The sequence below is a fragment of the Streptomyces sp. NBC_01304 genome (assembly GCF_035975855.1).
Classification (GTDB): domain Bacteria; phylum Actinomycetota; class Actinomycetes; order Streptomycetales; family Streptomycetaceae; genus Streptomyces.
The window spans coordinates 4442707-4460617 of record NZ_CP109055.1; the positions used below are offsets into that span (position 1 = coordinate 4442707).

General features: G+C 71.8%; 15 protein-coding genes. 6 read left to right on the plus strand and 9 right to left on the minus strand.

Annotation, left to right across the window (positions count from 1 at the left end):
- Nucleotides 1-164: 164 nt before the first annotated feature.
- The 4 genes from OG430_RS19300 to OG430_RS19315 all read right to left on the minus strand — a co-directional run bounded on the left by OG430_RS19300 (nt 165) and on the right by OG430_RS19315 (nt 5057).
- A complete protein-coding gene (locus tag OG430_RS19300) occupies nt 165-1334 on the minus strand; it encodes a glycosyltransferase family 2 protein (RefSeq protein ID WP_327353786.1) in 1170 nt (389 codons plus the stop codon).
- Nucleotides 1331-3043 carry an ArnT family glycosyltransferase gene (locus OG430_RS19305; RefSeq protein WP_442816517.1) on the minus strand — a complete coding sequence of 571 codons (1713 nt, stop codon included), beginning with the start codon at nt 3041-3043 and terminating at the stop codon, nt 1331-1333. Before OG430_RS19305 ends, OG430_RS19300 begins: the two co-directional genes overlap by 4 nt.
- Nucleotides 3040-4260: a glycosyltransferase gene (locus tag OG430_RS19310; RefSeq protein WP_327353787.1), complete on the minus strand. Its 1221-nt coding sequence runs from the start codon at nt 4258-4260 to the stop codon at nt 3040-3042. Before OG430_RS19310 ends, OG430_RS19305 begins: the two co-directional genes overlap by 4 nt.
- A gap of 305 nt (nt 4261-4565) precedes the next feature.
- Nucleotides 4566-5057, minus strand: coding sequence for a hypothetical protein (locus tag OG430_RS19315; RefSeq protein ID WP_327353788.1), 492 nt, complete (start codon nt 5055-5057; stop codon nt 4566-4568).
- 101 nt (nt 5058-5158) lie between these two features.
- Here OG430_RS19315 and OG430_RS19320 point away from each other — a divergent pair, with 101 nt between their 5' ends.
- Nucleotides 5159-5884, plus strand: a complete 726-nt coding sequence (locus tag OG430_RS19320) for a response regulator transcription factor (RefSeq protein WP_327353789.1) — start codon at nt 5159-5161, stop codon at nt 5882-5884.
- A 2-nt stretch (nt 5885-5886) separates the two neighbouring features.
- A complete protein-coding gene (locus OG430_RS19325) occupies nt 5887-7245 on the plus strand; it encodes a sensor histidine kinase (protein WP_327353790.1) in 1359 nt (452 codons plus the stop codon).
- On the opposite strand, the gene OG430_RS19330 is transcribed toward OG430_RS19325, so the two are convergent.
- From OG430_RS19330 to OG430_RS19340, 3 genes are all read right to left on the minus strand, one after another.
- Nucleotides 7178-7990 (minus strand): VTC domain-containing protein, encoded by an 813-nt coding sequence (locus OG430_RS19330; RefSeq protein WP_327353791.1) that lies wholly within the window; start codon nt 7988-7990, stop codon nt 7178-7180. The genes OG430_RS19325 and OG430_RS19330 overlap by 68 nt on opposite strands.
- Nucleotides 7987-8622, minus strand: a complete 636-nt coding sequence (locus OG430_RS19335; protein ID WP_327353792.1) for a DUF4956 domain-containing protein — start codon at nt 8620-8622, stop codon at nt 7987-7989. The genes OG430_RS19330 and OG430_RS19335 overlap by 4 nt, the downstream gene beginning before the upstream one ends.
- Before the next feature lie 63 nt (nt 8623-8685).
- Nucleotides 8686-10716 carry a thioredoxin domain-containing protein gene (locus OG430_RS19340; RefSeq protein WP_327353793.1) on the minus strand — a complete coding sequence of 677 codons (2031 nt, stop codon included), beginning with the start codon at nt 10714-10716 and terminating at the stop codon, nt 8686-8688.
- Nucleotides 10717-10857: 141 nt separating this feature from the next.
- Here OG430_RS19340 and OG430_RS19345 point away from each other — a divergent pair, with 141 nt between their 5' ends.
- Nucleotides 10858-11874, plus strand: a complete 1017-nt coding sequence (locus OG430_RS19345) for an esterase/lipase family protein (RefSeq protein WP_327353794.1) — start codon at nt 10858-10860, stop codon at nt 11872-11874.
- A gap of 219 nt (nt 11875-12093) precedes the next feature.
- Nucleotides 12094-15294: a tetratricopeptide repeat protein gene (locus OG430_RS19350; RefSeq protein ID WP_327353795.1), complete on the plus strand. Its 3201-nt coding sequence runs from the start codon at nt 12094-12096 to the stop codon at nt 15292-15294.
- Between the two features lie 208 nt (nt 15295-15502).
- Here OG430_RS19350 and OG430_RS19355 read toward each other — a convergent pair whose 3' ends face one another.
- Nucleotides 15503-15787: a hypothetical protein gene (locus OG430_RS19355; RefSeq protein WP_442816518.1), complete on the minus strand. Its 285-nt coding sequence runs from the start codon at nt 15785-15787 to the stop codon at nt 15503-15505.
- 1 nt (nt 15788) lies between these two features.
- Nucleotides 15789-16670: a mycothiol conjugate amidase Mca gene (gene mca, locus OG430_RS19360; protein WP_327353797.1), complete on the minus strand. Its 882-nt coding sequence runs from the start codon at nt 16668-16670 to the stop codon at nt 15789-15791.
- 140 nt (nt 16671-16810) lie between these two features.
- Between mca and OG430_RS19365 the strand changes: the two genes are divergently transcribed.
- Both OG430_RS19365 and greA read left to right on the plus strand, forming a co-directional pair.
- Complete coding sequence (locus tag OG430_RS19365) at nt 16811-17215, plus strand: DUF4307 domain-containing protein (RefSeq protein ID WP_327353798.1); 405 nt, start codon at nt 16811-16813, stop codon at nt 17213-17215.
- A 153-nt stretch (nt 17216-17368) separates the two neighbouring features.
- Nucleotides 17369-17866, plus strand: a complete 498-nt coding sequence (gene greA, locus OG430_RS19370) for a transcription elongation factor GreA (RefSeq protein WP_327353799.1) — start codon at nt 17369-17371, stop codon at nt 17864-17866.
- Nucleotides 17867-17911: the final 45 nt, after the last annotated feature.

A 17911-nucleotide genomic window follows, 5' to 3' on the forward strand; every position in this document is an offset into this window, starting at 1 on the left:
ACCCCGCCCCTTCCCGTAAGGCTGCCGCCGGCTTCAAAAGACTGTCCTCAAACGCCGGACGGGCTGATTCATGGCTGATGAATCAGCCCGTCCGGCGTTTGAGGACACCGCCCGCAGGGCGGAAAGCTGCGCAGCATTACGGGAAGGGGCGGGGTGGGGGAAAATCAGCGGCGCCTACGCCGACGCGAGTACACCAGCGCCTCAGTCGCCGCGAAGCGCAGGACGAACGTCAGGAGCAGGGCCAGGGCCGTGGCGGGCAGGACCGCCATCCCCCAGACCCCGACCAGCAGCGCGATCAAGGGAATTCGCAGCACCAGATCCGCATTGGCCAGCGCGGCGAAGCGCAAGGAACGGTCCAGCCAATGCCTATGCCCCCGCCGCGACCGGAAAAGCAGCACCTCCAGCAGAAGGAAGTTCCAGGCCACCCCCAACTGGTTGGCCAAGATCTCCGCAGGGAGATAGTGCAGCCCGGCCGACGTCAACGCGTACAGCCCCAGCAGGTTCGGCACGAACCCCGTCAGCCCGATCAGCCCGAACACGAGCAGCCGCGCGACCGGCGCCGCCGTGCGCAGCTCGACCAGGTGGCGGAGGAACCTCCACCCCTCCCGCGCCGTCGACTTGGACTCCCCCGCGAACCGGTCCTGGAAGACGAAGGGCACCTCCGCGATCACGCGAGGCCGGCAGCGTACGGCCAGTTCGAGGAGGATCTTGTAGCCGAGGGGCTGCAGGGCCGAAGCCGTCACCGCCGAGCGGCGCATCGCGAAGAAGCCGCTCATGGGATCGCTGATCCCGCGCAGCGAACGCGGGAAGAGCCCCTTCGTCAGCCACGTCGCGGCCCGCGACACCGCGATCCGGTAGCCGCCGGCCAGACCCGCCCGGCTGCCGCCCGGCGTGTAGCGGCTGGCGACCACCAGGTCGGCGCCGGTCGACTCGCCGGTCGCCACCAACTCCGGTACGAGGGAAGGGGGATGCTGCAGGTCCGCGTCCATGACCACGACCCAGTCGGACCCGGCCGCCCGCAGGCCCTCGACCACCGCGCCGCCGAGGCCCCCGTCCGGCCGGTCCCGGTGGATCACCGAGACCGGGAACGGGCAGTCCTGCGCGGCCGACGCGATGACCTGCGGGGTGTCGTCCGTGGAGTCGTCGACGAAGACGACCTCGCAGGGGAGGCGGGAGGGGACGGATTCCGTGATGCGGTGCAGCAGTTCGCGGACATTGGCCGACTCGTTGAAGGTCGGGATGATCACGGTGACGGCGCCGGGCTCGGGCACCTCCCGCAAGTCGGGTTCCAGTTCCCCGAGTTCGTCCTCGGCAGGCTTCGGAAACGTACTCATGGCTTCCCCCCGGACTCGGCATCGGCACGCGTGTCGATCTTCCGGATCTCGATCCGGTCCTCCCCCTCGCCGAACACCGCGACCGCCGTCGAGTGGTCGAGGGCCGCCTTGACGTTCGGCAGATCCACCGCGTCCCGGCGCACCGTGGGCGAGGCCACGACGTAGTCGAGGTCGCGCCAGCCGCGCGGGATCTTCTTGGCCACCGCGGGGTCCAGGTCGGCCTTGTAGAACCAGATCGCGCCGAGCCCGGGTTCGTAGCCCGAGTGCACGAGGTCCAGCCAGAGCGCGTCGTCGACCAGGACCCTGGCCCTGCCCGGGTCGGGCACCTCGCTCGCCATCCAGGCGGCCGCCGCGCGGTAGGGGCCGTTGGCGTCCTTGGTCATGGCCGTGCGGGCGCCGTCGTACCAGCGGGGGGCGACATAGCTCACCGCGAGCGCGGCCAGGCAGATCGCAACTGCCCAGCGCAGCAAGATAATTGGGCGCCCCTCGGTCGGGCGTTTGAAGCGGCGCAGCACCCCGTGCGCCACGCTCGCCGCACCCCCCGCGAGCACCAGGGCCAGGAAGGGCAGCGCCTGGATGATGTACATCGCGGGGAGGTAGCCGGACGGGCGCATCGCCACCAGGGCGAGGATCGCGACGGCGAGCGCGGGTCCCGCCATCGCCCGCGCGGTGACCGACCAGCGCAGGGCGAGCAGCAGGAGCAGCGCCGCCGCGAGGCCGCCGAGGGGCAGGACGCGGTCGTAGTAGAGCCACGACTGGTAGACGCCGTGCGAGCCGGTGCCCGCGTCGAGGATGAAGCCGGAGCCGGGGCGGCTCATCTGGTACGTGATGCCGTCCCAGAGCGAGACGTGCCCGTCGCCCGGGAACAACTCGCCCTTGAGGAGGGCGTACAGGGGATAGCCGAGGCCGATCAGTACGCAGCCCGTGATCGCGCCCGTGACCGCGAATTTTCGGGTGTCCTTGTGGCTGTGCCGCCACATGGTCACCAGGAGTGCGGGCAGGACGACCAGCATCGTCTCCTTCGTGAGCACGCCGACCGCCGCCGCGATGCCGGCCCCGAAGTGGTGCCACAGATGCCGGTTGGGCGAGGCCGCCAGGCAGAAGGCGAGCAGCATCCACATCACGGCGATGTTGTCGAGGAAGATCTCGCGCTGCAGCACGACGGAGAGCGGGGACAGGCCGAAGAGCAGCATGCCCAGTCCGGCCGCCCAGCGCGGCAGCCAGAGCCGGCGGGCGAGGACGTACAGCAGGACGGCGCTCGCGGCGCTCACGATCAGCATCGCGAGGCGCATCGAGGCGACGTTCATCGACTCGGGGGTGAAGAGCGCCGGGAGCCAGGTCAGGAAGGCGATCTGGATCCAGCCGAGCGGCGGGTGGTCGTACCAGTAGGTGTAGTGCGCGAGGCCGTCGCCCTGCTGGACCGCCCAGGCCTGGGCGAGATACGTGCCCTCGTCGTCGCTCAGCGCCGGGTAGGCGCCGATGTTCCAGCCCTGTACGACGAGGATCGCGGCGAGCAGGACGGCGCAGAGCAGGAGATCGGGCGGTGAGCTGCGGAAACGTATGACGGGACGGGTGATGATCTCCCGCTTGGACTGCCGCCTGACCCGTCGTTCGGTCTGCCGCCCGGTCCGCCGCTCGCCGTTTTGGGGTGTGCTCGGTCGCGGCGCGGGCTCCGTCTGGGGGCCGGGCGCCGGGAGGGTGGAGGTCACGTCCGGATCTCCTCGCGGGTCTGGGACATCTGGTTCAGATGTGCGCCGACATGGCTGGTCAGCTCCCACTCGTTACGGCCCCGGTGCTCGCGCCAGACCGCGCGGATCGCCGCGCCGGCCAGGAGCACCTGGTAGAAGGGGCCGCCGACGATGAGCTTGAAGTAGTGCACAAGGCGGACCTTGAGCCCGTACTGCTTGCCGAAGTCGTGCAGGCCGACCACTTCGAAGACGAAGGTGACGGCGGCGGTGATCAGCGGCAGGAAGGTGATGAAGGCGATGCCGACCGGGACGTCGAGGAAGAGTGCGACGGCCGCGTTGAGCGGGATGATCACGCCGGTGAAGGCCTGCAGGAACGGGGTCATCAGGGTGTAGCGGGCGAGCAACCGTTGTCCCCTGCCCGGGAGTTGCTTCCAGTCCTTCTTCCGGTAGACCTGCAGGAAGCCCTGGTTCCAGCGGGTGCGCTGCTTGAGCAGGGAGACGAGCGTGCCCGGGGTCTCCTCGCGGGTGACCATGTCACTGTCGTACGCGACCACGACGCGCTTGCCCGTCGAGGAGAGCCGGACGCCCAGGTCGCAGTCCTCGGCGAGGCAGTTCTGGTCCCAGCCGTCGGCCTCCCTGAGGACGTCCGTCTTCACGAAGACGGTGTTGCCGCCGAGCGGGATGAACCCTTTCTGCGCGTGCAGGTGAAGGCGGCTGCGGAACCAGAAGAAGTACTCCAGGCAGTTGCGCAGGCTGTACCAGCTGGAGTGGAAGTTGATCAGCTGGACGCCACCCTGGACGACGTCCGCGCCGGTCTGCCGGAAGGCGTGGTCGACGTGGGTGAGCAGTTCCGGGTGGACCTGGTCCTCGGCGTCGAAGACCCCGACGACGTCGCCGCGGCAGTGCGGGAGCGCGGTGTTGAGGGCCTTGGGCTTGTTCTTGACCTCGTGCGTGTCCGTGATGACGCGCACGCGCGGGTCGCGGCCGGCCGCCTCGACGGCGACCTTGGCGGTCTCCGGGTCGTCGTGGCCGACGATCACGATGATCTCGAACGCGGCGTGGCTCGACTCCAGGAGGCGCTGGATCGTGTGGTCGAGCACCGCCTGCTCGTGCCGGGCCGGCAGGAGCAGGCTGAATGCCAACCCCACGCCGCCCCTTGGTGGTTGGAAGCGGGTCGCCGCGAGTGTCTCCGGTGTGCGCCAGGCATGCATCTGCCACCACAGCGTGAAGGCGGCCATCCAGAAAAGGGCAAGCGAAATGACAGCAATGAGCACAGAAGTGAGCAAAGTCCCCCCAGACCCCCACACGGCGTGACCCGTCCGTCACGCCTCCCCCACTTAACGTGGAGAGAATAAGGGGGGAAGGTGAAATTCAGACTCTCCTCGGATAAATCCAGCGTTTCAACTGTGCCCCCTGATGTCAGACACGCACCTGCTGATGACGGTTGTGGGGGTCTTCCGGCCAAGTCTCGTACGTAAGTTGATGGTCTAGGCCTAGGCGCTGCAGGGCCAGTTCACCGCACCGGCCCTAGGGGGTGTCTCCCCTAGTCGTCCGCCGGTGGACTGTCGAGGCGGGGCCTGCCGTCCGTGCAGCGGAACTCGTACGTCGTGTCGTCCTCGTCGTCCGCCGCGTCGTCCTCGACCGCGGACTCCAGCTCTATCGATGCCACGGCCGCGGGGCCGCGGGCGTACTCCTCCACGTGGTAGCCGTCGTCCGGGCTCCAGGACACCAGGTAGGCGAGGTCCGAGGTGCGGCACTCCACGGTCGCCGTGCCGCCCGTGAAGCGGATGGTCTTACGGTGGGTGGAGGGGGTCGAAGGGGGTGCGGGCTGCGAACCCGACGAGGGCGAGGGCGAGTCGGCCAAGGCGGAGGGTGCCGCGCTCAGGGCGCGCCGTACCGCCGTGTCGTCCAGCGGGCGGCCCCCGCGTCCGGCCCCGTCGAGCCCCGCGAGCGACCACGCGCCGAGCCCGCCGACGGCCGTCGCCCCGGCGGCCCACACCGCCGTGACTGCGGCGCTGCGCCACTTCCTCTGCATGGGCCCAGCCTCCCCCATCGTTTCCTAACGTCCGGTTAAGGCCCGGACAAGGACCGCGCCCGCCCGTCGTCCGGCCCGAACTCCCTGATTACGGTGGGGTCATGCCCCATCTCCTGGTCGTGGAAGACGATCACCAACTGCGCGCGGCACTGGTGCGGGCGCTGCGCGACAAGGGCCATGCGGTGGCGACGGCGGCCGGCGGGATGGCGGGCCTCGACGCCGCGTTGACCGACCGGCCCGACCTCGTCGTGCTCGACCTCGGTCTGCCGGACGTGGACGGCGCGCAGGTGCTGCGGATGCTGCGCGCGGTCAGCGACGTACCGGTGATCGTGGCGACCGCCCGCGACGAGGAGCCGGAGATGGTGGCGCTCCTGGAGTCGGGGGCGGACGACTACATCGTGAAGCCGTTCGGCGCGGCCCAGTTGGACGCCCGGATCAAGGCGGTGCTGCGCCGGGCGGGCGCCACCGAGCCCGAGGAGCCGCTGCGGGTCGGCGGGCTCACCGTCGACCCGGGGGCGCGCGAGGCCGCCCTCGACGGGCGGGTCCTGGACCTGACCCCGCGCGAATTCGACCTGCTGGCCCATCTGGCGGCGCGGCCGGGGCAGGTCGTGTCGCGGCGCGAGCTCCTTGCGGAGGTGTGGCAGCAGCCGCTCGGCGGGGCGGACAAGACGGTCGACGTACATCTGTCGTGGCTGCGCAGGAAGCTGGGCGAGACGGCGCAGGCGCCGCGCTATCTGCATACGGTGCGCACGGTGGGGGTCAAGCTGACGGCGCCACAGGCGCCGGTCCCCGAGCTCGGGGACTCGCAGCCCCCGGAAGGCCCCTGACCATGCGCCGCCGGCTCCTCCTGCTCACCGCCGCCACCACCGCCCTGGTCCTGGTCGCCCTGCTCGTCCCGCTCGCGCTGCTCGCCCGTAGTCACGCCGCCGACCGGGCCACCGCCGAGGCCACCGCGCGGGCCCAGTCCGTGGCGTCCGGAGTGGGGGCCGCGCTCGGGTCGCCGGGCGGGCGGGACACCGCGGCCTCGATCGTGGCCGGGGTCAACAGCCCCACGCAGCCCACGACTTCGGTGGTCCTCGGCGACGGCGACATCCTGGGCCCCGAGGGCGACGGCATCGACGACGCGGTGCGCCTCGCCCGGACCGGGCGCGCCTTCACCCACGCCCCGCCCACCGGAGGCCGCACCGTCCTGGTGCCGGTGCAGGGCACCGAGAGCGGCACCGCCGTCGTACGGGTGGCGCTCGACCGGGGGCAGCTGTACGACGGCATGCTCGCCTCCTGGCTCGCCTTCGGCGGCATCGGGATCGGCCTGCTCCTGGTCGCCCTGCTCATCGCCGACCGGCTCGGCACCCGCCTGGTGGGCGCGACCCGCAGACTCGCCGGGGTCGCCGAGCGGCTGGCCACCGGCGATCTCACCGCACGCGCCGCACCGGAAGGCCCACCGGAACTGCGGCTGGTGGCAGCCGAGTTGAACCATCTGGCCGGCCGCATCGACGAGCTCCTCACCATCGAGCGGGAGAACGCCGCCGACCTCGCGCACCGCCTGCGCACCCCCCTCGCGGCCCTGCGCCTCGACGCCGAGGGCCTGCGCGACCCGGCGGAGGCCGAGCGGATCGCGGCCGGCGTGGCCACCCTGGAACTGGGCGTGGACGAGGTGATCCGCAAGGCCCGCCGGCCCCTGGCCGACACCCCGGCCACCGGGGACCTGGCGGCCGTCGCCCGCGAACGCGCCGCGTTCTGGCTGCCGCTGGCCGAGGACCAGGGCCGCGAGGTGGACGTCGACGTCCCCGGCGACCCGCTCCTCGTCCCCGCGCCCGAGGACGAACTGGCCGCCGTGCTGGACGCGTTGATAGGGAACGTCCTCGATCACACCCCGCACGGCGTGCCCTTCCGCGTGTCGGTCACCCGGGCAGCGGACGACAGGGAAGCCGGGGACGGCACCGCGCGTCTCACCGTGACCGATCACGGCCCCGGCATCCCCCCTCAGTACGTCGCCGAACGCGGCGCCAGCGGCGCCGGTTCCACCGGGCTAGGCCTGGACATCGCCCGTCGTACGGCTCAGGAGTCCGGCGGCGGCTTCGCGGCGGGCCCGGGGCCGGCCGGCGGCACCGTGGTGACCCTCACCTTCCCGCGGGTACGGAGCGCGCACCCGGAAACACCTCGGACACGGTCCGCGCCCAGCGGTTGATCCCCAGGCCGGGGCGGAGCGCGGCGAACCCGGCCGCGTACTTCGTGAAGTCCGCGGCACGCACCCCGAGCCGGTGCAGCATCCGGTCCGCCTCGGTCAGATGCCCCCGCGTCTTGGTCTCCACGAGCACGAGCCCGCTGTCGGCCACCACCGACCGCCCGCTCGCCGCCTCGCGCACGACGAGGCCCGCGTCGCAGGTCACCCGCTGTCCTTCGGCGACGAACGTGGCCCGGTGGTAGTCGGTCACCAGGGAGGGTGTCAGCCGGGCGGGCGCGTCGATCCCGTACGCCTCCCGCAGCACCCCCGACAGGAACTCCAACTGCCCTACGCCCAGGGCCTTTTCGTCGCCCGTCAGAAGCCGCCGGTGCTTGACGGTCTCGCCGCGCCGCCCCTTCAGCTTGATCTCGAACTGCCGCTCGCCCGAGTCCCGGTACAGCCGCTCCCGTACCCGGAAGCGCAGCCGGCGCCCCTGCCGGTGATCGTGGAACGTGCGCAGCCCGGAGGTGTCGAAGTACACCGAGTGGTACGCGAACCACCGCTTCCCGTCGATGGACAGCGCGCGAAAGCCCCCGCCCGGGCGGTGCGGGTCGGTCAGCCGTGCCGCGAACTCCTCGAAGACGTCGAGCGGCACGAGATAGCTGTGGTCGAAGCGGGCCAGCAGTTCGGCCCGCGCGGTGACCTCCTGGAGCGTGATCGGGTGCGCGGCGAGTGCCGCCCGGCCGATCGCGCGTACGGCCGGGTTCACACGCCTCCCTTGGCCAGCGCGCGCCCGAAGGAACGCGGCGACTGCGCCACGGGCTCGGATCGCGGGGCGGGCTGGCGGTAGCGCACTTCCAGGACCATCAGATCCCGTACGAAATCGATCTCCTGGACCGTCCAGCCGAGCGGTTCCCCGAGCCGTCGCCGCAGATCGGCCCGCAGCGCGTCCGGCTCGCGGTGCACCACGTCCAGGGTGATCAGGGTCCGGCGGTCACGTGCGTACAGCCACGGATGGTCGGCGACGTACACCACGAGCAGCAGCACGCCGCAGAGCGCGGCGGCCGTGCCGAGGCCGAGGCCCGGCAGGCCGCAGATCAGGCCGAGGACGAGGGTCGTGAAGTAGTACGCGACCTCCTGGTGCTGCACGGTGTCCGACCGCAGCCGGATGATCGAGAGGACCCCGAAGAGCCCGAACCCGACCGCGAGCCCGCCGCCCGTCCCGCCCCTTGCCAGGGCGGCCACGACCGCGAACAGGGCCGTGTTCAGGGCGAGATAGGCGGGGATCAGCTCGCGCCTGCGGTGCCGTGGATAGAAGACCCCGAAGGTCAGCAGGGCCACGGCGGCGAGGTCGAGCCCGAGGTGGGCCCCGAGGGCTGGGAGGCTCTGAGTGCTCTGCATGCGGCAACCGTAGGAACGGGGCGGTTAAGGCCGCCCCACTCCACGGTTAACGCCCGCCGGCTCTCAGGGGCGGCTCAGCTTGTCGGCCAGCTCCTGCACGCTCGTCGTCGGGGCGTCGCAGGTGAAGTTGCGGCACACGTACGCAGCCGGAGCATCGCCCACGAGCGGCCGGTCGGCGAGCAACGGCAGCTCGTCCGCGCCGGGTTCGCCCATCGCGACGACCGCGCCGGGAGCCGTGGCGAGGAGCGCCGCACGGTGCAGTTCCCGGGTGGCCGGGTCCTGTGCGGGCCCGACGACCGCGATCTCGCGGGGCCCGTCGAGCAGCGCCTCCGCGACCGCCAGGCCGTGCCCGATGAAGCGGGGCGCGCGCGGGCCGAGGGCCCGGACCACGCCCAACGCCCGCTCGGCGGCCGTGCGATGGGGCTCGGCCCCGGTGTGCGCGGCATAGGTGAGCAGCGCGCCGGCCGCGGCGGTCCAGCCCGACGGGGTCGCGTTGTCCGTGGGGTCCTGGGGGCGGCGGATCAGCTGCTCGGCGTCGTGGGCGGTGTCGTACAGGGCGCCGTTCTCGCCGATGAACTGATCCAGGACGAGGTCCAGGAGGAACCCCGCGAACTCCAGCCACACCCCCTCGCCGGTGACGGACGCGAGGGCGAGGAAGCCCTCCGCGACGTCCGCGTAGTCCTCCAACACCCCTGCGTTGGCGCCGACCTGGCCGTCCTTGGAGGTACGGGAGAGCCGTGCCTGCGGGTCCATGTGGAGGCGTACGAGCAGGTCGCCCGCCGCGATCGCCGCGTCCACCAGGTCCGGGCGCTCGAAGTACGCGCCCACCTCCGCGAGCGCCGCCACCGCGAGGCCGTTCCAGGCGGCGACCACCTTGTCGTCCCGGCCGGGGGCGGGCCGCTGCGAGCGGGCAGCCAGCAGGCGGGAACGTACGGATACAAACTTCTCCGACTCCACCAGGGCGTCGCCCTGCGGGAGTTGGAGGACGGAGGCGCCCTCCTCGAAGGTGCCCTCCTCCGTCACCCCGTAGTGCACGGCGGCCAGCTGGGCGTCCTCCTCGCCGAGGACCTCGCGCAGCTGCTCCGGGGTCCAGACGTAGTACGCGCCCTCGACGTGCCTGCCCTCCGCGTCCTCGCTGTCGGCGTCGAGTGCGGAGGCGAACCCGCCCTCGTTCGTGCGCAGTTCGCGGACCATGAAGTCGGCCGTCTCCAGCGCGACGCGCTTGGCGAGGTCGCTGCCGGTGGCCCGCCACAGGTGGGCGTAGGCGCGGCACAGGAGCGCGTTGTCGTACAGCATCTTCTCGAAGTGCGGAACGGTGAACTCCCGGTCCACGGAGTACCGGGCGAAGCCCCCGCCCAGCTGGTCGTAGATCCCGCCGCGCGCCATCCGCTCACAGGTGTCCTGCGCCATCTGCAGCGCACCCTCGGCGCCGGTCCGCGCGTGGTGCCGCAGCAGGAACTCGATCACCATCGACGGCGGGAACTTCGGCGCCCCGCCGAACCCGCCGTGCGTCGCGTCGTACTCCCGCACAAGACCGAGCAGCGCCTGCCCCAGCTCCTGCTCACCCGGCGGCTTGGCGTCCCCGTAGTCCAGCTCCCGCCCTGCCAGATCGCGCACGATCTTCGCGGCGACCTCGGCGACCTCCTCGGGCCGGTCGGTCCACGCGGCGCCGACGCCTTCGAGGACCTGCTGGAAGGAGGGCATGCCGTGGCGGGGCGCGGGCGGGAAGTACGTGCCGAAGTAGAAGGGTTCGGCGTCGGCCGTGAGGAAGACCGTCATGGGCCAGCCGCCCTGGCCGGTCGCGGCCTGGACGGCCTCCATGTAGACGGCGTCGACGTCCGGGCGCTCCTCGCGGTCGACCTTGACGTTGACGAAGTGCTCGTTCATGTACGCGGCCGTCGCGTCGTCCTCGAACGACTCGTGCGCCATCACATGGCACCAGTGGCACGACGAGTACCCGACGCTCAGCAGCACCGGCACCCCACGCGTGCGCGCCTCCGCGAAGGCCTCGTCCGACCAGGGCCACCAGTCGACCGGGTTGTCGGCGTGCTGGAGCAGGTACGGGGATGTCTCATGGGCCAGTCGGTTCGGCATGTCCCCCATCCTGCCCGACACGACTCCCGCCAAGGGTGCCGGTCGTCCGTCAGTGGCCGGGCCTGTCGTCACAGGCCCGAGCGGCAGCCGGATGGAGCAGTCCCGCTCGCCCGGCCGCACCCCCGCCTATTGGCTGAACGCATGCGCCGCACCCGTGCCCTCGCCGTCCTCGCCATGACCGTCACGCTCCTGTCCGGGGGCGTCGCGCACGCCGACGGCGGGCGGCAGCGCGGTGAGGATCCCGTCGCCGCCGCCAAGCGGCTCGCCGCGCCCGGCATGCCCGCCGGGGTCAACGACTGGTCCTGCAGGCCCAGTCCGCAAAAGCCCCGCCCGGTGGTCCTCGCGCACGGCACCTTCACACCGTCCGCCCAGGCCTGGTCGCAACTCGCGCCCGTCCTGGTCAGGCGCGGGTTCTGTGTGTACGCGCTGGACTACGGGGTGGTGGAGGGGCGTCCCGGGGTGGCCGGCATCGGGCCCGTCGCCGAGTCGGCCGAACAGCTCGCCACGTTCGTCGAGGGGGTCCGGGCGGCCACGAAGGCCCCGAAGGCCGACCTCGTGGGGTACTCGCAGGGCGGGCTGATGCCGCGCTACTACCTCCGGTTCCTGGGCGGCGCGGCCAAGGTGGACCGGCTCGTCGGCGTGGCGCCGGACAACCACGGCATCACGGTGGCCGCGTTGAGCAACCTGCTGCAGACGGCGACCGGGCCGGTGGCCGGAGTGATCTCGGCCCTCCCCGACCTCGAAGGGCTGCTGCCGGGGATCGGCAAGCTGCTGCCCCGCGTGCCCGCGCTGGTGAGCGAGCTCAAGAAGTTCGGCAACGATCCGCTGGACTTCCTCCTGAAGGGCTGCCCGGCCTGCAAGGACCAGCTGGTCGGCTCGGCGTTCCTGGCCAAGCTGAACGAAGGGCACGAGACCGAGCCGGGGGTGCGCTACAGCGTCCTGTCCAGCCGGGCCGACAACGTCGGTACGCGGCCCGAGACGCAGGCCCTGCAGGGGGTGCCGCAGTGGTGGGTGCAGGACCGCTGCCCGTTGTCGCTCGCCTCGATCCCGGCGATCGCACACACCGTGATGCCCTACGACCACGTGGTCCAGCACCGCGTCACGCAGCTGCTCGACCCGGCGGCGGACGAGGCGACGAACTGCTTCTCGCGGGCCTGACCCGGCTGTTTCCGCCAGGGGACGTCGCTTCATCGTCGGCGTAGGGGGCGGGTCATCGTCGGCGCAGGGGGCGGGTCATCGTCGGCGCCGGGGGCGGGGTGAGGCGTGCGCCGCCCTCACCCTTTAAGAGGACCTGGGGTCCACCGGGGGTTCCATGGGTGTGCTGGGGCGCAGGACACTTGATATTGCAATTCCGGTGCGACGTAAGGGGGATCCGCCATGCGGAACAGCCATCGGGCCGAGGCCGAGGGGCTGTTGGCCCGGGCCGTGGAGGAGGAGGTCCGGCGGTCGGGCGGGCGGACCGACGGGCAGGTGCTGCTCGGCCGGGCGCGCGGGGCCCTCGACGCGATGGCCGAGAGTGCGGCGGAGGAGTACGGCGCGTTCGTGCGGGCCCTCGACGAGGCCGAGGCGGGTACGCAGTCCTTCCGGGAGCGGCTCGGGAAGACGGGGTCGACTCCCTTTCTGGCGGCGGGAGTCGGCGCGGTCGCGGCCGGGGTCGCGGATCTGGCCCTGGGCACGTCGGCGGGCACGGCACTCGGCGCCGGGGCGGTGGTCGCCGTCGCCGGGGCCGCCGCGACGGTGGGCAAGGTCGCCGCCGTGCACTGGCCGGCCGCCCATCAGCGGGCCGGGGCGCGCAATCAGCCCGGCGGGCCCGAGCAGTTGAGGCTGCAGTGGCTGACGGCACTGGAGGTGCGGGGCATCCGGCCGTTCCTGGACCAGCAGCGGGTCGTGGCGGCCGCGACGGCGGGCAGCTCGGCCGGGAAGAAGCCGCCCACGGTGCGACGTACGGACAAGAGCGCGGCGGCGCGACGAAGGAACGTACTGGAGAAGTCCTTCGGTCAACTTCCGGAGCCGGACGGGCCGTTCGCGGGGCGACGCGGTGAGCTCGGGCAGATCGGGCGGTGGGTGCAGGCGGCCCGCGCGTCGACCCGGACCCGGCCGACGGTGGTCGTGCTGCACGGTCCGCCCGGCGCGGGGCGGACCACGCTGGCGCTGCGGGCGGCGCACGCCTTGAAGGACCAGTTCCGCGGGGCCTGCGTGGTGGACCTGCGGGGCGACAGCGCAAGCGAGCGGCCGCTGCCCACGCGGGACGCGCTGCTGCATCTCCTGAACCGGCTCGGCGCGCCCCGCGAACAGCTGCTCTTTCGTGAACGGTCGCCGCAGGAACAGCAGTTGAAGCGGCTGAGCGAGCTGTACCACCAGCACCTCACGGGGCTGCCGGTGACGATCGTGCTCGACGACGCGAGCGACATCGAGCAGATCCGCACCCTGATCCCCGAGCGCTCGGAGAGCCTGGTCCTGGTCACCGCCCGGCAGCCGCTCGATCTGGGGCCCGACCTGCCGGCCTGGGTGCACCAGCTGCCGGTCGGCGCGCTGGACGCGGCAGGTGCGGAGGAGCTGCTTCGGGAGGCGGCGCAGGACACGAGCGGGCCCTACGACGCCGAAGCGGCGGACCAGATCGGGGAGTTGTGCGGCGGGCTGCCGCTGGCCCTGCATGTCGCGGGGACGTCCATCGGGCCGCGTACGGCCCGGCAGCTGGCCCTCGATCTCACGGCGTACGGGCCGGTGGAGCCCGTCGAGCGAGTGCTCTGGCTGCGCTACTCGGACCAGACCGAGGCGGCCCGCCGCCTGCTGCGCAGGCTGGCGCTCGCGGGCCGGGCCTCCCTCGGCGCGGCAGCGGCGGCGGCCCTGCTCGCCGCCGACGAGCCGGAGGCGACCCGGCACCTCACCGAGCTCGCCAAGGCCGGGCTGATCGACCACGTGCGCGGCAGCCGCTATCGCCTGCACGACCTGGTCCGCACCTTCGCGCAGGCCCGCCTGCTCGACGAGGAGGAGCCGGCCGAGCGGACGGCCGCGCAGGAACGACTCATCGCGAACTACGCCGAGTTGGCGGACTCGGTGATCCGCCTGGTCGACGGCAAGACGTCGACCAGGGCGGACCAGTTCGGGCCGCACGGCTTCACTTCCCTCGACGCCGCGCTGCGCTGGCTGGACGACGAGTCGAGCTTCATCACGGCGGCGCTGCGGCACGCGGAGGGCGTCGACCAGCAGGCGGTCCTCGGGCTCCTGGGCGCGCTGTGCGACTACTGCCTGCTGCGCGGCGACCTGTACCGCCTGGGCGAGATCAGCGAGCTGACGCAGGCCGTCGACCAGGGGCTGCTCGGCCGGTCCGTGCAGTGGCGCACCGGCATCGCGGCCCGCCAGCTGGGCGAGCTCGACAAGGCGCGTACGACGCTGTCCTCCGTCGTGGACCTGTACTTCGAGGCGCACCAGGAGGCGGGCGCGGCCCTGGCCCTGTGCTCGCTCGGGATCACGCTGCACCACCAGGGCCAGCTCACGGAGGCCGCCGCGAAGCTCAACGAGGCCCTCGACCTGCAGTCCCCTGCCGCCCAGGCAGGCGACCGGGGCTGGACGATGCACGCGCTGGCGGCGGTCGAGCGGGACCGCGGCCGCCTCGCCGAGGCCCTCGAACTCCTGCACTCCGCGCTGGCCCTGCACCGGGACAGCGAGTCCCTGCACGGGCAGGCCTGGGCGCACTTCCAGCTCGGCCAGGTCTGTCTGCGGATGGGCGATGTGCCGCGCGCGGACGGCGAGTTGCGTACGGCGCTCGACCTGTACGGCCGCACCCGCGACCCCCGCGGCGAGGCCTGGGCCCTCACCGAGCTGGCACGGGCCCGCCTGGTGGACGGCGACCCGTCATCCGCGGTGGACGGCCTTCGCCAGGCGGTCTCCCGGCACCGCGAAAACGAGGACGCGCGGGGCGAGGCGTGGACCCTGTACTACCTGGGGCAGGCCCTGGAGGAGACCGGCAACCTGGACCAGGCGGTCCGCGAGCTCGAACGCTCCCGCACGATGTTCTCGCGGATGCGCGACGTGTACGGCCTGGCCTGCGCCCGCCACCACTCGGGCCGCGTGACGCGTGACCAGAGCGCGGGCCGGACGGGATCGCTCCGCAACTCCGGCTTCGCCCGGCAGCTCCTCGCGGACGCCCGCGCCGACTTCCAGCGCATCAAGGTCCCGCACGGCGAGGCATGGACCTGCCTGGAGCTGGCGGTCGTGGACGCGGGAAACAACCGCTCGGCCCAGGCGCTCGCGCTCTGCGACGAGGCAGCGGCCCTCTTCGCGTCGTACGGCGACCGACGGGGCGAGGACTGGGCCCGCTTCCTGCGCTGCACCCTGCTCCCGTACGCCTCCCCCGGCGGCTCCGAGATCGGCGCGGCAGTAGCCCAGGAAGAGCTGACCCAGCTGGCAGCCGCGCCGCACCCGACCCGGGACGGCAAGCTGGGCGACTACCTGGAGACGTACGGCCTGATGCTGGAACGAGGAGTTGACCTGGAGTCGGGCTGGCAGGCCTGGCGCCTGGGCCTGGTCCCCAACCGCCACGCGCGGGAAGTCATGGGCGTCCCGATCCCGGCATGACGGCTTGTGGGGGGAAAGGGGCAGATTCGGGTCCGAAATGCCCCGATTCCGGCGCCCTTTCCCCCCACTTGGCGACGTGACCCTCGCGGCCCCGGCCCGCGTCCCGGCCCGGTCCCCCCGGCCCGCGTCCCGGCCCGGTCCCCCCGCCCGCCGGTCTCGGCCCGGCCGCCCTGACCGCGCCCCGACCGCCCCGACCGCCCCGACCGCCCTAAGCCTGCTGCGCCCCGCCCTTGCCCGAGCCCGAAGCCGAGCCCGAAGCCGAAGCCGAAGCCGAGCCCGACCCCGAAGCCGAAGCAGACGCCTCAGCCGACGAGTCCGGCGCCTCCTCGAAGTCGACCTTCCCCATGTGCTTGTTCATCGACTTCATCAGCAGCCACACGCCCACGGCCAGCGCCGCGAAGACGATGAAGCCGAGGACGCCGGGGGTGACCTTGTCCTCGTCGATTTCCTTGGCCAGCGAGACGAGCTGGGGCAGTGCCTGGTAAGCGCTCATGTCAGGCATTGTCGCGGATGCCCGCGAAGAGGTCGGACTCGGGGAGGGAGGTATCCACGAGCGACTTCGCCAGCTCGTACTCCTCGGTCGGCCAGACCTCCTTCTGGACGTCCAGCGGAACCTTGAACCAGCCGCCGTCGGGGTCGATCTGCGTGGCGTGCGCGATCAGCGCCTTGTCGCGGATCTCGAAGAAGTCGGCGCACGGCACGTGCGTGGTGAGCGTGCGCTCGACGCGCTCGAACTCGTCCCAGCGCTTCAGCCAGTCCCCGTACGGCGACTCCATGCCGCGCTCCAGGAGCGCGTTGTGCAGCGCCTCGGTGCGCGGCCGGTTGAAGCCCTGGTTGTAGTAGAGCTTCTGCGGCTGGAAGACCGGGCCGTACTCGGACTCCGGGTACTTCTCGGCGTCGGCCGCTCCCTCGAAGGCCACCATCGAGATCTTGTGGGTCATGATGTGGTCGGGGTGCGGGTAGCCGCCGTTCTCGTCGTACGTCGTGATCACCTGGGGACGGAACGAGCGGATCTGCTTGACCAGCTCTCCGGCCGCCTTGTCCACGTCCTCGAGTGCGAAGCAGCCCTCGGGGAGGGGCGGAAGCGGGTCGCCCTCCGGGAGACCCGAGTCGACGAAGCCGAGCCAGTCCTGCTTGACGCCGAGGATCTCGCGCGCCTCGTCCATCTCCTTGCGGCGGACCTCGTGGATGTTCTCCTCGATGTACTTGTCGCCCTGGAGCTTCGGGTTGAGGACGGAGCCGCGCTCGCCACCCGTGCAGGTCACGACGTGCACGTCCACCCCCTCGGACACGTACTTGGCCATGGTGGCCGCGCCCTTGGACGACTCGTCGTCGGGGTGGGCGTGAACGGCCATCAGTCGCAGCTGCTCGGTCAAGGCAAGATCCTCAAATACTCGGCGCCCCCGTTCCGGGTGGTGCTCCCCGGACCCTTGGTGATTCGGCGCAATGTGCGGCTTCTATAGTGACCGAAACGGGGGCGGGATAATTCCCCCACCCCCCGTCGGAGAGGACGATCATGAGCGCGGTGCGTGAGCAGGTGCCGGAAGGCCGTTACGGCCGCTCCGCCGATGAGCTCGCCGACCGCAAGCTCAAGAAGATCGGCGCGGTGCTCGGGGTGCTGCTGCTCGCCGTCGTCGGCTGGATCGGCTACGACTACGTCTCCGGCAAGAGCGCGTTCAGCGGTGAGCTGATCAAGTCCAAGGTGGTCTCCGACAGCAAGGTCGAAGTACATCTGGAGATCCGCAAGGACGCCGATGCGTCCGGTGTCTGTACGTTGCGGGCGCTTGCCACGAACGGTTCCGAGGTCAGCCGCAAGGACGTGACCTTCGACCGGCCCGGCGAGCGCATCGACGAGGTCGTCACGCTGCGCACGACCGAGCGGGCCACGGCCGCCGAGCTGATCGGCTGCGAAGCCCGCTGACGGCTCCCCTGCGTACTCCCCTACGTAGGCGGGCGTCCGCCTCCTCCCCCTTTTACGCCTGAATTGTTAGGCTCGTGGTTTCGCCCACCCGAGAGGGAACATCCTTCTGGGTAGGGCGATGCTTTGTATTCCCAGTACCGACGAGGAGCACCTGTGACCCAGACCAGCGACAACGTCACCTGGCTGACCCAGGAGGCGTACAACCAGCTCAAGGCGGAGCTGGAGTATCTGTCTGGTCCCGCGCGCACCGAGATCGCCACCAAGATCGCGGAGGCCCGCGAGGAGGGCGACCTGCGGGAGAACGGCGGGTATCACGCAGCCAAGGAAGAGCAGGGCAAGCAGGAGCTTCGGGTGCGCCAGCTCACGCAGATGCTGGAGCACGCCAAGGTCGGCGAGGCCCAGGCCGAGGCCGGCGTGGCCGCTCCCGGCATGGTCGTGACCATCGCCTTCGACGGCGACGAGGACGACACCATGACGTTCCTGCTCGCCTCGCGCGAGTACGCGTCCGAGGACATCCAGACGTACTCGCCGCAGTCCCCGCTCGGCGGCGGCGTCAACGGCAAGAAGGTCGGCGAGGACGCCGAGTACGAGCTGCCGAACGGCAAGAAGGCCGCGGTGAAGATCCTCGAGGCCAAGCCCTATCAGGGCTAGCCCACGCAGACCGCACGAAGCCCCCGGCGGGGAAGGCCGCCGGGG

What these genes read in the sequence shown, in the direction of transcription:
- OG430_RS19300 (WP_327353786.1), bottom strand. Translation starts at nt 1,334, where the DNA reads ATGAGTACGTTTCCGAAGCCTGCCGAGGACGAACTCGGGGAACTGGAA.
- OG430_RS19310 (WP_327353787.1), bottom strand. Translation starts at nt 4,260, where the DNA reads ATGGCCGCCTTCACGCTGTGGTGGCAGATGCATGCCTGGCGCACACCG.
- OG430_RS19315 (WP_327353788.1), bottom strand. Translation starts at nt 5,057, where the DNA reads ATGCAGAGGAAGTGGCGCAGCGCCGCAGTCACGGCGGTGTGGGCCGCC.
- OG430_RS19320 (WP_327353789.1), top strand. Translation starts at nt 5,159, where the DNA reads ATGCCCCATCTCCTGGTCGTGGAAGACGATCACCAACTGCGCGCGGCA.
- OG430_RS19325 (WP_327353790.1), top strand. Translation starts at nt 5,887, where the DNA reads ATGCGCCGCCGGCTCCTCCTGCTCACCGCCGCCACCACCGCCCTGGTC.
- OG430_RS19335 (WP_327353792.1), bottom strand. Translation starts at nt 8,622, where the DNA reads ATGCAGAGCACTCAGAGCCTCCCAGCCCTCGGGGCCCACCTCGGGCTC.
- OG430_RS19340 (WP_327353793.1), bottom strand. Translation starts at nt 10,716, where the DNA reads ATGCCGAACCGACTGGCCCATGAGACATCCCCGTACCTGCTCCAGCAC.
- OG430_RS19345 (WP_327353794.1), top strand. Translation starts at nt 10,858, where the DNA reads ATGCGCCGCACCCGTGCCCTCGCCGTCCTCGCCATGACCGTCACGCTC.
- OG430_RS19350 (WP_327353795.1), top strand. Translation starts at nt 12,094, where the DNA reads ATGCGGAACAGCCATCGGGCCGAGGCCGAGGGGCTGTTGGCCCGGGCC.
- OG430_RS19355 (WP_442816518.1), bottom strand. Translation starts at nt 15,787, where the DNA reads ATGAGCGCTTACCAGGCACTGCCCCAGCTCGTCTCGCTGGCCAAGGAA.
- OG430_RS19365 (WP_327353798.1), top strand. Translation starts at nt 16,811, where the DNA reads ATGAGCGCGGTGCGTGAGCAGGTGCCGGAAGGCCGTTACGGCCGCTCC.